The organism is Alteromonas sp. 38 (assembly GCF_902506055.1).
In the GTDB taxonomy this organism is placed as follows: domain Bacteria; phylum Pseudomonadota; class Gammaproteobacteria; order Enterobacterales; family Alteromonadaceae; genus Alteromonas; species Alteromonas lipotrueae.
Genome location: NZ_LR733300.1, coordinates 115,048 through 129,695, shown reverse-complemented (window position 1 = coordinate 129,695; position 14,648 = coordinate 115,048). Strand labels below are relative to the sequence as shown.

Sequence of the window (14,648 nt, the reverse complement as noted above, 5' to 3'; positions counted from 1 at the left end):
AGAGAAGCAATGTTTAATCAGTCAGATGACAAAGTACTACTAACTACTGCCATTGCACACTCAAGATTTAAAACATTTTACGGCCTAAATTTTTGTCCTTTGTGTACCCAAAGGGATATTAAAAAAATGGTTTTGCATACCGGCACATTAGTGCCATAAAATATCGGGAGTTAATACATGTAGTACATATCATTGTCTGTTAAATTCAGTTTCAATGGGGGATGGACACAATGATAGACAGTTATTTTACCTCCATTTGGGAAAATGGATGAAAAGTACGCTTCAGATATTGAAGTTAAACTTGCAACATTCTTCGCTCAGCTATTTGACCTTTGCCGAACTCAGGCACTTAACTATCAAATCATTTATCGAAATATACTTAACCAAATGGGACTAGTTAGCCCAAATGATCTTTTAATTAAGATCTCGAAGGTTACATCTTTGCTAAGTGAGTACTGGAAAAGTTTGCCATATAAAAATCACTTAGAAACAGGTGTCCCTTTTGCATTGAGCAACTTGCAGTATATCGGTCGGATTTTAAAAATAAAACCCACTCACATGCTCACCCACTAAAACACATTTTATTGGCCTGCTGGTTAACTGATGGGGATATAAATAAGCTTGTGTCGAATAGTCAGAAACCACTCTCTAAAATAGACACCTCCAGCAATATCATGACTGCTGAAAAGCAAGCTGCTGAAGCTAAACTTATCAAATTATTGATGAAAGGAAACAGTTTCAATTCGATTGAAGGGACAGCAGGCAAAAGCTAATGTTTTATAAAGCGAGTTGTTAAAACTAACCGAATTCCGCATTTCACAAACTCTATGGCTTCCAAGGGTAGTGTGAAGCGTAAAGTATTGATAAAAGCTCTTTACGGCATTCATCGAGAACTAATAGCTAAAGAATAGACTTGAGTATTGGCTATGTCGAGCAAGTGATTTCTTGTGAACCGAACATGGTTCGTTGGCGCAAACATTTGTGCATTAAGAAAGATGTAGCGAATGCCTATAAGAAGCTAGAATCTATTTGTAGAGAACACCACACTGGTGCAGAACTCAAGTCAGAAAACATGCTCAGTCTGCTTATTTCGTGTTTTATTACAACGATAAAGCACTCATAGATAAAGTATTGCCTAAACAAATAAAAGCAGTGGCACCTTCTAAGGATTGGGGAAAAGAAGACCTACGGACTGCAGAAAGCATCAGAAACTTAAGCGATTTGTCTTCAATGTCAATTACAGAAATAGGAAGGTTGGTCAACGAGCATGGTTACCTAAGAAGTAAACTTTCTAAGTTACCTCAATCAGCTTTGCTTCTTGCCGAACAAGGTAAGTTGAATAAATAACTAATACAAAACATAAGTTGTAGTCAAAACTGCTTACAGATCCTGATTATTCAGGCTTTCCCATACCTTTTGGATTCGCTTTTCCTAATCAGAATCTCCAAACCATATAATAGGTTAAAATTTCATATTATCAGCGGCCTAAATAGGCGCGCTTAAATGTCTCTATTTAGAATCAAAAAAAGCTAAAATTGCGAGGAATTCTATGTGGCTTGTAGCTAATTATTGTCTTCATCTAGAATCTAATAAAACAACTACACCACCTGCCCTGCTGCCCAGCCGCTGCTCCATGCCCACTGGAAATTAAAGCCCCCTAACCAACCGGTTACATCTACCACTTCGCCTATAAAATAAAGGCCTTCTACGTTTTTAGCCATCATGGTTTTAGACGATAGCTCATCGGTATTTACACCGCCAATGGTAACTTCGGCGGTTCTGTAACCCTCGGTGCCGTTAGGTTTTATTTGCCAGTTTTCTAGCGTATTAGCAATAGCCTCGCATTCGCTGTGGCTCAATTGTTTTACCGGTACGTTGCGCCATTGATGATATTCAATAAAGCTTTGTACCATGCGTTTAGGAAACACTTTGTTTAAACAGGTTGCCAGTAAGGCATCTGGCGTGTCGGTGCGCGCCGTATTAATAAGCGCCTGCGCATCTTCGGTAGGTAGCGTATTAATGCTTAACGCCTCGCCTGCTTCCCAAAAGCTTGAGATTTGTAGCATGGCTGGGCCGCTTAGGCCGCGATGCGTAAACAGCATAGCTTCACGGAATGAGGTGTCGTTGCATTGTGCATTTACGTCTATGGCAATGCCGCTTAGCTCGGCTAATACGTCTTTGTCTTTATCTTGCAGGGTGAAAGGTACTAGTGCTGCGCGAGTGGGTAGCACGTTTAAGCCAAACTGCTCTGCCACTTTGTAGCCAAACGGTGTTGCGCCTAGCTTCGGCATGCTTAAGCCGCCGGTGGCGATAACTAGCGACTCACATTGGTATTCACCCAAAGAAGTGTTTAGCGTGTAACCTGATTCGGTTTTCTCAACGCTTATAATGTCGCAGCGTGTGGTAATAGTTACCCCCGCTTTATCACACTCTTTTAGCAGAAGTTCTACAATATCTTTGGCGCTGTCGTCGCAAAATAGCTGGCCTAGGGTTTTCTCATGGTATGCAATGCCGTGCTCGGCTACCAATCCAATAAAATCCCATTGGGTGTAGCGGCTTAATGCCGACTTACAAAAGTGTGGGTTTTGCGATAGAAAGTTTTCCGGGCCAGCGTACATATTGGTGAAGTTACAGCGTCCGCCTCCAGACATAAGAATTTTACGACCTACTTTTTTGGCGTGATCGAGCACTTCTACACTGCGCCCACGGGCACCGGCTTGCGCTGCACAAAACAGCCCTGCTGCACCAGCACCAATCACAATTACATCACGCTGCTTCACACTACTCACCTTTAACTGCTGTACCTGACTTGGAATATCGTACTAATTGCCCTAACTGTCTAATAATAAGGCATGGGGCAAAACGAGCTGAATTATACGTAAATGCTGGGGGGCTACAATGTATGCCAGCAGTTTAATTTTAAACCACTGCTGTAGCGTATTGGTAGATAGGGGTTTTTAGTCTTCGAGTGCAAAAGTTTATGTTCGCGCAAACACCGCTAAAGGGTGCGTAGTGATTAGCGCCATGTGTGCTCGCGCACCCGGTTTCATGGCATTTTCATGGCTTACACGTACCTTTAATTGGCTGCCGCTGTCTAGGGTTACGGCATAAAGGCGGCTTTCCCCCTCGTAACGTACCCAATCTACAGTGCCATTGGGGGATTCATGGTCTGCACGTAAACTTAAATCGTCAGGGCGCACTAACAAATCTACTTTGCCGTTAGCACCATCCACTGATGTACCAGGCACAGTGCCAATGTTAGTGGTAACAATGCCGTTATCGAAAGTACCTGGAATAAAGCTAGCTTCGCCCATAAAGCGAGCCACAAACCGGCTGGCGGGCTCAGAATAACAAGCTTCAGGGGTAGCAAGTTGCTCTAGTACACCTTTATTTAATATCCCTACTCTGTCACCTACGCTTAAGGCTTCTTCTTGGTCGTGAGTTACCCAAATAGCAGGCACGCCTGCAGCTTTAAGGGCATCGCGAATTTCCCAACGAAGGCTGTCTTTTAAGGCAGCGTCTAGATTTGAAAGGGGTTCATCTAATAAAACAAATGCCGGTTCGTGTGCCAAGGTGCGAGCTAACGCAACACGTTGCTTTTGACCACCCGATAAACGAGCAGGCTTAGCATCGCGAAAATCTTCAAGGCCAAGAAGCTTTAACCAATGATCGGCAAGCTTAGTATCTTTTAAACGGAAGCAAACATTTTGCTGCACAGTTAAATGGGGGAACAGGGCGAAATCTTGAAACACCATGCCTACATTGCGTTTTTCAGGAGGCACCGTTTTCTTCGGTGTGGCGGTCCAGTTTCCAAGGGTCATTTGCCCTTCTGAAATAGGAATAAGACCTGCCAATGCCTGTAAAATAGTGGTTTTACCGCAGCCTGTTGGGCCCACCAGCATGAGAATTTCGTCTGAACCTAATGCTAGGTTAAGCTTATTCACTACACGGGTAGCACCATAATTAACTGACAACTCACTCACTTTAAGCATTAACTACGATCATCCTCGGAAACGGTAAACTGGGCCCGGCGTTCGCCAGAAAGCATTAATATTAATCCAAAGCCCGATAACAATACCAGCAATAACCCCGGTACAGCGGCGCGACCAAAGTAACCTGCTTCGTATACTCGCCACATGTAGGTAGCTAAGGTTTCAAACCCCGTTGGCCCCAACATTAGGGTGGCAGGTAATTCTCGCATGGCTTCTAAAAACACCAAAGCGGCACCGGCTATCATGCCTCTTAGGGTAAGTGGCAACGTAATGCGCATAAATGCTTCGCGAGGGCTAGCCCCTAACACTCGTGCTGCTTTCACTAATCCGGTATCTAAATTATCTGCGGTACTACGCACACTACCCACGGCAAGGGGTATAAAGCGCAGAACATACGCCATCACTAACAAACCCAAGGTTTGATACAAATAAGGCAATTGAAGGCCAACGTAAACCAATGCAGTACCCATCACGATACCAGGTACGCCAAAACCAAAATAAGTAATGCGTTCCATTAAACGCCCAGCTTTGCCCGCAATAGCCGCGTGGGCAACGGGTATGGCCAAAATAACGGCCACAATAGCGGCTAGGAAAGACGCATAGGCTGAATTCCACGCATAACTAAACTCGAATCCACCTGTGCCTTCCCGTATTAGCCACAGAGTGAATACCGCAAGAGGCAATACTATAGCCAGCAACAATATAGGCATTGCTGCTAGTAACATAAGGTTACGCTGCCAACGGGCAGGCCATAAACTTAAATGTCTACCTGGGCGTTCTTTGGCGCCGCCAATACGACTTTCAATGAATAAGATTAATCCTACAATCACCATTAACTGCAAGCTCAGCATGGCAGCTTGGCTTAAGCCAAAGGCATTGTATTCAACAAAGATAACGCGGGTGAAAGTGTCTAATCCCATGATGGCTGGCGTACCAAAATCAGACAGCGCATAAAGTGCAGCTAATAAGGCGCCGGCAGCAATACTGGTGGCTACACGAGGTAATACCACGCGCCACAAACTAGTATACAAAGATACGCCAAGGGTGCGGGCTGCATTGATTAAGCTGGCATCAAGGCTTAGTAACGATGCCCGTGTGGTCATCATCACAAAAGGATAGGTGTACAATGACATAACTAGCGCTGAGCCCCACAAACCATCAATACTGGGTGTGGTAATCCCTAATACGTTTTCTATTTCGCCACCACGGCCAAATGAAAAGTACATGGCAAATGCACCGATATAACTGGGTAAGGCTAAGGGCGCAGCTAAAAGAATTAGCCAAAACCGTTTGAACGGCATTTGCACGTAAGCAGTAAAGAGCGCTAACGGCACACCTATTAGCACCGAGCCAATAATAGTCAGCACCATGAGTGATACAGTGTTGCCGAGTACGCGCAAGTTGTGGGTGTCGAAAATTTCTGCGCTCTCAGATGCTAACGAAAATAAAACGCCTACTGGCAACAATGCCATTAACGCGATAATTAGAGCCAGCGGGTACGACTTTGGCCAGTTGCTCACAGCACCCCGACTTTTCGCATAAGGTTTAGCGTGGGGCGTAAATCTGCTAGTTTTCTAAGATCCATATCGGGTGGAGAAATTTCAGATAATGCAGGTAAGCCTTGCGGCGGTGCAACCCCTTGTACCAACGGAATTTCATACGCTTCACTTGCCAAATAACCTTGCACTTCACGGCTCAGTAAATAGCGAATGAAGTTCACCGGCAAATCGCCTTCGCTTAATGCCACAATGCCAGAGGCATTCACTAAACAGCCTGCATCGTTTTGCGTATAGGCAAGGGCAACATTAGCGTTTGGCTTACCGGCTTTTAAGCGCAACGTGTAGTAATGGTTTGCAAAGCCCATATCCACTTCGCCCCGTTCAACGCCCATCACTACGCCAAGTTCGCCTGCGTATTTTTTCGCTTTGCTATTAACGCCTTTAAGCCAATCGGCCGTGGCCTTTTCGCCTTCTAAAATGCGCATAGCGGTAACGAATGACTGGAATGATGCATAGGCCGGAGCCCAACCTAATGCCAAATCACTATCGGCTAAGGCCATTACGCTATCTGGGATTTGATCGGGCGTTACCCGCTCTGTGTTATACGGCAATGTACGAATACGGCCAGTCACGGGTGTCCAGCTAGGATACTGGAAACCGTCTTTCAATTGCGTGGTTAAGTCGGTAGGTAACGGCTTAGCTAAACCAGAATCGGTTACCATGCCAATACTACCGGTATCTACCGCCCAAAATAAATCAGCGCGTTTCACCCCTGCTTTTGCTTCTGCAGCAAGGGTATTGGCTAACGCGGCTGAAGCGCCGCGTCTAATTTTTAAGTTAAGCTTTGGATTACGTTTTTTAATGGCATCGAGCACATTTTCATACAAACCACCTTCACCACGCCCTAAATAAAGGGTGAGATCACCTTCCAACTGAGGAAGGGATTCTACCGACACACTTGCAATAGTGTTGGCAAAGCTCAAACTGCTGATAGGTAAACTACCTAACGCACCTGCGGCGGCTAAACCTTGTAAAAATGTTCTACGTTGCATTTGAAAAAACTATTCCTTAGAAAACGTCTTTACGACTTTTTTCTGCTTCTACTAACAAGGAACGAGCGCGGTCTAATTTAGTTTGCATAGTTTCCACTACGCCACGCACCGCCTCTACACCTTTACCGCCCGTAATTGCTTGTGGAAGGGTTACGTTAAAGTCTTTTTCTAAGTCTTCAACTAGGTCAGCGTCTAATTCAATTAACGCCCCTTCTACCCCTTCAAAACGCTGTAAGTATGTATCGTGAACCAAGGTGGTGGCAACTTCAGTCAGTTGCTCTGCCGATTTAGCGACTACGCGATCTAAACGCTTTTTAATATCGTCGATAACTTCAGGCGCGGTGGTTGGTTCAACTTCAGTGGTTTGTACTTTGGCAATCAAACCCTGCTTTTGATATTGTGACGCAAGTTTAACTGCGCCTAACGCTTGCCACAAGGCTTGATTAAGTTTGGTTTGCTCTGCGCGAACGTCTTCAACTGATTTGCCGTTTTCGATACCCATTTTAATGCCATAGATACCCTGCCAAATAGACGCATAAACAGGTACGTACTGAGTTTCTATCGCAGAATGAAAATCGACCTCTTCCCAATATTCAATTAGGGCGTCTGTGTCTACGTTCTTGCTGTCTTTTTCGTACGCATCAACAACACTGCCGAATTTTTCTTCTAACCAGTGTACTTCTTCTGTGTACTCACCAATATGAGCCTGAAGGTTGTTTACATGTTCGCTGATTACACCATTTGCAAAGGCGCAGCTTGTGCCCAATGAAAAGGTCACTGCTAATACTAATACCGAGGCACTTAGCTTCTTAAGTGTTGTTGTCATCATTTTTCCTAGTACGCTTCTAATTATGCAAATGATACTTATTATCATTAATTAAGTAAAGGTAACTCGACGTATGATTATGTCATACTTTCGTATTTCCAAATGGGCTTTAACGTCAGTAACTACGCTGATTTCAGTGAATATTGCGTTTAGCAATTCATCGTATAACCGCTATTCACTGGCTGTCTGCGGCATAGTTATATTACATTTTAACGACACTATGCGATCAACTTTAGTGAGGTCAAGCTAGTGCAAAAGGCTATCAATATTTTTATGACGTCCACTTACTTAGGCTCTCAAGAAGGGCTAGGTTAGTACATTTCGCGATCAAAAAAGGCCTGAGCATCACTTCATATTATGCTCAAGCCTTTCAATGGGTTTAGTGCTTAGTGCTAAACTTGCTGTTACAAGCTTTTTAGCATGCTCTCGGCATCACTGACTTCAAAGCGACCCGGATCTTCTACACTGATTTTTTTCACTACGCAGTCTTCAACTAACATGGCGTAACGCATAGAGCGCAAGCCACCAAAGTCGCTGGTATTCATGTCTAAACCAATTTGCTTTGTGAAATGACCGTTGCCGTCTGCCAGCATCATAATCTCTTCAGCGTTATTCACCTTACCCCATGCATCCATTACGAATGCATCGTTTACCGATAAGCAAATAACAGTGTCTACGCCTTTCGCTTTAATTTTATCTGCCAATGCTACATAGCCCGGTAGATGTGCTTGAGAACAGGTTGGCGTAAACGCGCCTGGCACTGCAAACATTACTACTCGCTTGTCGTTAAAAAGCTCGGCAGTGCCGGGGTTTGTCATCTCACCATTTACTAAAAGGCTGAAATCCACCTCGGGCAAGGTGCTACCAACTTCTATCATGCTGCTCTCCTAGGATTTTTGACGTAAATACACATCGAATCTATGTTTTTTACTTTCTATTGCCATTGATGGATTATTTCCTGCTAGCACTTCTGCACTATTAGGGCGTTTTACCACAACTCTAGCCGATGCTAGTGCTAACGCTGGCGCGAGTAACGCGTCGGCGTCGGCGTCGTGTCCAAGCAATTGTTGAAACAATCGCATTTCCTTCTTCACCAAGGCTGATTTCTTTTTGTGCGGAAACATAGGGTCTAAGTAAATCGCATCTACGTTTTCACCATTCCAGTATTGCATTACATCGGCACTATTTCCATGTTGTAGTGCTAATCGTTCTGCAAGTTCTGGGAAGCGCACTTGTAAACGTCGAATACCATCTTCAAGCAAGGCGGCTACTATGGGCGAACGCTCTATCATAGTAACCTTGCAGCCTACACTAACCAACACAAATGCATCTCTGCCTAAACCCGGCGTAGCATCTACTACGTGCCATGGTTTTGCACCTTTAATTACATCACCTTTTAACCCCACCGCTTTTACAATAGGCTCTTTTCTGCCGCCACCATGGGCTTTGCGATATAGGCTAGCAGGGGAAGCAAAATCAACGTCAACAGGCAGTGTTTTCTTTTCGCTCGCATCAGCAAGGCCAAGTACATCGTGACTGACTTGAAGGTAAAAGCCTTCAACGGGCTTTTCTTCAATTGAAAAACCCCAGTTTTTACTGATCGTTAGCGCGAGCGCTTTGTCGCTTTCAAAGCGGGTATCGCCTTCGGTGCTAGCAATCACAAGAGGCAAAGTATTAAGCATGGCCATATTGCTCCTTGTGCCCTATCCAGCGGTTGATAATGGCTTGAGCGTGGGAAGGATATTGCTCCCATAAGGTATAGGCAATTTCTTGTACTTTGGGAATCAGCGCGGCATCGCGAACTAAGTCGGCAATTTTAAGTTCGGCCATACCGGTTTGACGAGTCCCCATAAATTCTCCTGGCCCACGAATTTCTAAGTCTCGCTGGGCAATGTAAAACCCATCGTTAGATTCACGCAAAACAGTTAATCGCTGAGTAGCCGTTTTAGACAAGGGGCTTTGGTACATAAGTACGCATTGGCTTTCTACCGCCCCACGCCCGACTCGCCCGCGAAGTTGGTGTAGCTGAGCTAACCCCAATCGTTCGGGGTTTTCAATAATCATAATACTGGCATTGGGTACATCTACCCCTACCTCAATGACGGTTGTGGCCACCAGTAAATCGAGCTCACCCGCTTTAAAGTCGGCCATTACTTGTAGTTTTTCAGCAGGCTTTAAGCGCCCATGCACTAAACCTACGTTAAGTTCCGGCAACGCTGTGCGAAGGATAACCGCGGCATCTTCGGCGGCTTGGCATTCCAACACTTCTGATTCATCAATTAGAGTACAAACCCAGTAGGCTTGCCTACCGTTTTCTTTACAGGCTGTGCGAACGCGCTCAATAACTTCCGCTCGCCTGCTATCCGGCAATACCACTGTGGTCACTGGTGTACGTCCCGGAGGTAATTCATCAATGACAGACGTATCTAGGTCGGCATAGGCAGTCATGGCCAGCGTTCGAGGTATAGGGGTTGCCGTCATAATTAACTGGTGTGGGTATCGCCCCTGTTGCTCGCCTTTATCGCGAAGCGCAAGGCGTTGATGTACACCAAATCTGTGCTGTTCATCCACAATCACCAAGGCGAGTTGTTGGTAGTTTACGCTTTCTTGAAAAATCGCGTGGGTGCCCACCAACATTTGTACATCGCCACTTTCGAGCCGCGCTAGCACTTCGGTACGGGCTTTACCTTTAAGCTTACCGGCCAACCACCCAATTTCTATGCCCAGCGGCGCAAACCATTCTCTAAAATTATTAGCATGCTGTTCAGCAAGCAGCTCCGTTGGCGCCATTAACGCCACCTGATGCCCCGCGCCAATAGCAGATAGCGCAGCAAGGGCGGCCACTAAGGTTTTTCCTGAGCCTACGTCGCCTTGTACTAAGCGCATCATGGGTCTGGGGTGTTGCATATCTTGCTGAATATCGGCCACTACTCGCTGCTGTGCGCCTGTAGGCGAGAATGGCAACTGCGCTAACATCTTTTCAATAAGGGGCTTATCTACTTTTACGCTAATGCCGGGTTGTGCATCTGAAAGCTTACGTACTTTTAATACACTTAAATGGTGGGACAAAAGCTCTTCTAAAATTAATCGATACTGAGCAGGATGAAGCCCTTCTTCCATTTCATGCACATCGGTATCGGGGGTTGGCCGATGCACTGCATGTAATGCTTCGTTTAGGCTTATCTGGTCGCTGTACATACCGTCAGGCAGTAAGTCAGCCAGTGCGCCTTTATCTAACATTTTAAGGGCTTGGTCAGTTAAGTTGCGCAAGGTAAGTTGCTTTACTCCCTCGGTGGTGGGGTAAACAGGCGTTAACGATTCTGCTTCTAGCGGTGCGTCTTCATCGATGAGTTTGAACTCAGGGTGCATCATTTCAATGCCCCACTTGCCAGTGCGAACCTCACCAAAGCATCGTATTACATTGCCCGGCGTCATCATCGTGCGTTGAACTGCGCCAAAGTGAAAAAAACGCAAAGTAATGGTGCCTGTACCATCACTTAACTTCACCACCAACATGCGTTTTTTACCGTATTGGATATCGGCACTTTTTACTTCGCCCTGCACGCTAACATGGGTAAACGGGCGGCACTCGGCCACGCTGTAAACCCGTGTTCTGTCTTCATAACGGAGCGGCAGGTGAAACAGCACGTCTTGTAAGGTAAATAAGCCAATTTTAGCCAGCTTTTCGGCCACTTTAGCGCCTACCCCTTTTAGGGCGGTGATGGGCGTGGTGGCAAGAGTTTGCATTTGACCGACATTCCTTAGATCAAGCGTATGATTTCATTAGGGTAATGAAAGCAATCATTTATTAGAAACGAAGTGTAATAGATTGCGAGAAGCTTGGCGAGTACGGTTTAAGGCCAGTATGACAGGTGCTACGAGTTTGACAGGCTAGGCGCCTGTAGGCACTGTCTGTTCATCGTCAGATAAGGCGTGTAATGCTTCTGGCGTTAACTGCATTTGTTTCCACCAACTTGCTGGTGCATCAATGCGGCCTATGTCATCAATAGCCGGGTATGGAACCCCTTTCGTTTTACTTAAGGCGCACAGTCTGGGGTAACCTCTTTCGAACAACAGTTTTTGGCATTCTTCTTCAGGTAAATGTTCAACATCGTACATACCTGCCAGTTCACGCTGGCGCTGCGCTTCATATAGCACAAGTGCTGCCGCCACAGACACATTCAACGATTGCACCATACCCGCCATAGGAATGATGATATCTTGATCGGCCATCGCAATTGCTTCATCGGTAGCGCCGTAGCGTTCTTGACCAAAAATAATCGCGGTAGGTTTGGTGTAATCGACTTCACGAAAGCCCACTGCAGTATCAGACAAATGGGTCACTAACACCTGCATACCCTGCTGCTTAAGTGCGCCAATGGCGTTTATCATGGTTGGTTTGGCGAACCCATTGCTGGCTGCCCATAGCGGTGTCGCCACGAAACTGATATTTCTCTTCCCACACGGTATGTACGCGGTGAATGCCAATGGCATCACAAGTGCGAACAACAGCCGATACATTGTGGGGTTTGTGTACGTTTTCGAGGCAAACCGTAAGGTCGGTTTGCCTTTTTGCCAACGCACTTCGAATGCGAAGGTAACGCTCTGGCGACATGACTTACTCCGGCAATTCCATCACGCCGTCGATTTCAATTTGTGCGCCTTTAGGCAATGCAGACACTTGCACTGCAGCACGCGCCGGGTATGGCTTGTTGAAGTAACGGCTCATAATTTCATTTACCGTCGCAAAGTGATCTAAATCGATAAGAAAGATGTTCACTTTTACCAAGTCGTTCGTGGTGCCGCCAGCGGCATCGCACACGGCTTTTAAGTTTTCAAAAACCTGTACCGCTTGTTCAGCGAAGTCTTCTGAAACCATTTCCATGGTCTCTGCAACCAAAGGAATTTGGCCAGAAAGATACACTGTTGTGCCAGCCTTAACTGCTTGACTGTAAGTACCAATAGCGGCAGGTGCCTTATCGGTCTGAATAATAGACTTAGACATAATGGATCCTAAAAATTTTTTAAAAGTTAGTGTCTGGACTGACTATGACGTGACACTTTCTGAACCTCTGGCATGGTGCGGATTTTTTTCATCACTCGTGCCAAATGTACGCGATTTTGCGTGGTAATTTCGATGTCGATAAAGTAGATATTACTCTCTTTTTCTTCTGTTTGCAGTCCAATAATATTGGAATCGCAACCAGAAATCGTATTCGTAAGGGTAGCAAGGGTACCCTGATGATTAAACAACTCAATTCGAAGCGATGCTTTAAATTCACCTTGGGGTTCTTCATCCCAACGCATAGGTAATACACGCTGAGGCTCTTCTCTTGAAAGCTTGCGAATGTTGTTACAACCAATTTGGTGAATCGTCATACCCCGACCTGGGCTTAATACCGCCACAATTTCATCGTCAGGAATAGGGTGACAACAACGGGCATAATGCACCAATAAGCCTTCCGTACCGCGAATAGCCACGTTACCTTTTTTCTCTGGTAAATCTGTGTTTTCACCTAACAGTCTGCGCGCAACAATAGCGCTTAGCTCGTTACCTAAACCGATATCGATAAGCAACGAATCAAAATCATCGTGCTTAGTTTCAGCCACCACACGTTCAATATCGGCCTCCGGAATATCGTCCAGCTTCACTTCACCTAATGCATGGCGCAGTAAGCGGTTACCCATGTTCACGGCTTCTTGCGAATGCTGCTTGCGCAAATATTGACGAATACGGGTGCGTGCGCGAGCACTTACTACGAAGTTCAGCCAGTTAGCATTGGGCTTAGCTTTAGGTGAGGTAATAATTTCTACGGTTTGGCCATTTTGTAGCGGCTTACTTAAGCTGTAGTTTCTACGCTCTACTCGAACACCTACACAGGTGTTACCAATATCTGAATGCACCGCATAGGCAAAGTCTACGGCCGTAGCGCCCATGGGCAGCTCAATAATGCGGCCATCTGGGGTGAATACGTATATTTCTTCTGGGAATAAATCCGTTTTAACCGATTCAATAAATTCGAACGATGAACTGGCTGATTGTTGAAGCTCAAGTAACGACTGCATCCACTTACGCGCTCTTAGTTGCGCAGTAGTGCCGTTGTCGCCAGGTTCTTTATAAAGCCAATGCGCGGCAACCCCTTTATCTGCCATTTGATCCATTTCTTGGGTACGAATTTGTATTTCTACCGGAATACCATGAGGGCCAATAAGCGAGGTGTGCAATGACTGATAGCCATTGGTACGGGGAATAGCAATGTAATCTTTAAAACGGTTTTCAATAGGCTTATACAAACTGTGCATAGCGCCTAACGAACGGTAACAATTATCGACTGAATCGACCACAATACGAAACGCGTAAATGTCCATCACTTCGTTGAACATGAGTTCTTTATTACGCATTTTACGATAAATAGAGTACAGGTGTTTTTCGCGGCCCAGTACGTCCGACTCAATTTTATAAGCCGTTAAGCGGGTGCTTAGTTCTTCACGAATATTTTCGATAATTTCTTTACGATTACCACGTGCTTGGCGAACCGCTGATTTCAGTGCGCGATGGCGCATAGGGTACATGGCAAGAAAACCTAAGTCTTCGAGCTCATTTTTAATATCGTGAATACCTAAGCGATGGGCAATAGGTGCATAAATTTCAAGGGTTTCAAGAGCAATACGGCGGCGCTTGTCAGGACGAAGCGAACCTAATGTACGCATATTGTGGGTACGGTCAGCTAGCTTAATCAGAATAACCCGGATGTCTTGCACCATGGCCATCATCATTTTACGGAAGTTTTCAGCCTGTGCTTCTTGCTTACTGCTAAAAGCAATTTTATCTAGCTTACTTACCCCTTCCACCAGCTCAGCAACGGTATCTCCGAAAGCTTCAGCAAGATCTTCTTGGCTGTAATGGGTGTCTTCAATCACGTCGTGTAGCAAGGCTGCCATGAGAGTTTCATGGTCTAAATGCATGTCAGCAAGAATACTGGCAACAGCAACAGGGTGCGTAATATAGGGGTCGCCACTTGAGCGCATTTGTCCATCGTGGGCTTCTTGAGCCAACACAAATGCCTCTTGTACCAGCTGAACTCGGTCAGCAGGCAAGTACTTTATTACTTTCTGTTTTAAGCCTTCAAACAAATACACGGACTAGTGCGACTCCTGATTAACGTTACAACCTTAAGAATACGTAGAATTGAGCCTTTAGCCAATACCCAAAAAGCAAAGCGCCAGTGCTTTTTTCAAAGCACTGGCGCTTAAACATACAATAGTTACCTTTGCGGTG

The 14,648-nt window shown here is 45.5% G+C and carries 10 protein-coding genes and 1 pseudogene; all 11 read right to left on the bottom strand.

Features of this window, described 5'->3' with window-relative positions; genetic code table 11:
• Positions 1-1,598 precede the first annotated feature (1,598 nt).
• The 11 genes and pseudogenes from FLAVO9R_RS00555 to spoT all read right to left on the bottom strand — a co-directional run bounded on the left by FLAVO9R_RS00555 (position 1,599) and on the right by spoT (position 14,509).
• Positions 1,599-2,780, bottom strand: coding sequence for an NAD(P)/FAD-dependent oxidoreductase (locus FLAVO9R_RS00555; RefSeq protein WP_159527968.1), 1,182 nt, complete (start codon positions 2,778-2,780; stop codon positions 1,599-1,601).
• Positions 2,781-2,978: 198 nt separating this feature from the next.
• Entirely contained in the window at positions 2,979-3,992 is a 1,014-nt protein-coding gene (locus FLAVO9R_RS00550) for an ABC transporter ATP-binding protein (protein ID WP_159527967.1), read from the bottom strand.
• The gene (locus FLAVO9R_RS00545; RefSeq protein ID WP_159527966.1) at positions 3,992-5,512 is read right to left on the bottom strand and encodes an ABC transporter permease; all 1,521 of its coding nucleotides are present in this window, start codon (positions 5,510-5,512) and stop codon (positions 3,992-3,994) included. Before FLAVO9R_RS00545 ends, FLAVO9R_RS00550 begins: the two co-directional genes overlap by 1 nt.
• Positions 5,509-6,543, bottom strand: a complete 1,035-nt coding sequence (locus FLAVO9R_RS00540) for an extracellular solute-binding protein (protein WP_159527965.1) — start codon at positions 6,541-6,543, stop codon at positions 5,509-5,511. Before FLAVO9R_RS00540 ends, FLAVO9R_RS00545 begins: the two co-directional genes overlap by 4 nt.
• A gap of 16 nt (positions 6,544-6,559) precedes the next feature.
• Positions 6,560-7,369, bottom strand: coding sequence for a hypothetical protein (locus FLAVO9R_RS00535; protein ID WP_159527964.1), 810 nt, complete (start codon positions 7,367-7,369; stop codon positions 6,560-6,562).
• 404 nt (positions 7,370-7,773) lie between these two features.
• On the bottom strand, positions 7,774-8,247 hold the full coding sequence (locus tag FLAVO9R_RS00530; RefSeq protein ID WP_159527963.1) for a peroxiredoxin: 474 nt from the start codon (positions 8,245-8,247) through the stop codon (positions 7,774-7,776).
• 9 nt (positions 8,248-8,256) lie between these two features.
• Positions 8,257-9,051 (bottom strand): class I SAM-dependent methyltransferase, encoded by a 795-nt coding sequence (locus FLAVO9R_RS00525; RefSeq protein WP_159527962.1) that lies wholly within the window; start codon positions 9,049-9,051, stop codon positions 8,257-8,259.
• A complete protein-coding gene (gene recG / locus FLAVO9R_RS00520; protein ID WP_159527961.1) occupies positions 9,044-11,116 on the bottom strand; it encodes an ATP-dependent DNA helicase RecG in 2,073 nt (690 codons plus the stop codon). Before recG ends, FLAVO9R_RS00525 begins: the two co-directional genes overlap by 8 nt.
• Before the next feature lie 144 nt (positions 11,117-11,260).
• Positions 11,261-11,984, bottom strand: a pseudogene (trmH, locus tag FLAVO9R_RS00515) (tRNA (guanosine(18)-2'-O)-methyltransferase TrmH).
• A gap of 3 nt (positions 11,985-11,987) precedes the next feature.
• Positions 11,988-12,374: a RidA family protein gene (locus FLAVO9R_RS00510; protein WP_159527960.1), complete on the bottom strand. Its 387-nt coding sequence runs from the start codon at positions 12,372-12,374 to the stop codon at positions 11,988-11,990.
• 26 nt (positions 12,375-12,400) lie between these two features.
• The gene (spoT, locus tag FLAVO9R_RS00505; protein WP_159527959.1) at positions 12,401-14,509 is read right to left on the bottom strand and encodes a bifunctional GTP diphosphokinase/guanosine-3',5'-bis pyrophosphate 3'-pyrophosphohydrolase; all 2,109 of its coding nucleotides are present in this window, start codon (positions 14,507-14,509) and stop codon (positions 12,401-12,403) included.
• Positions 14,510-14,648 lie beyond the last annotated feature (139 nt).

Coding starts and splice junctions, on each gene's coding strand:
- FLAVO9R_RS00510 (WP_159527960.1), bottom strand. CDS start 12,374: ATGTCTAAGTCTATTATTCAGACCGATAAGGCACCTGCCGCTATTGGT.
- FLAVO9R_RS00550 (WP_159527967.1), bottom strand. CDS start 3,992: ATGCTTAAAGTGAGTGAGTTGTCAGTTAATTATGGTGCTACCCGTGTA.
- recG (WP_159527961.1), bottom strand. CDS start 11,116: ATGCAAACTCTTGCCACCACGCCCATCACCGCCCTAAAAGGGGTAGGC.
- FLAVO9R_RS00535 (WP_159527964.1), bottom strand. CDS start 7,369: ATGACAACAACACTTAAGAAGCTAAGTGCCTCGGTATTAGTATTAGCA.
- FLAVO9R_RS00525 (WP_159527962.1), bottom strand. CDS start 9,051: ATGCTTAATACTTTGCCTCTTGTGATTGCTAGCACCGAAGGCGATACC.
- FLAVO9R_RS00530 (WP_159527963.1), bottom strand. CDS start 8,247: ATGATAGAAGTTGGTAGCACCTTGCCCGAGGTGGATTTCAGCCTTTTA.
- FLAVO9R_RS00540 (WP_159527965.1), bottom strand. CDS start 6,543: ATGCAACGTAGAACATTTTTACAAGGTTTAGCCGCCGCAGGTGCGTTA.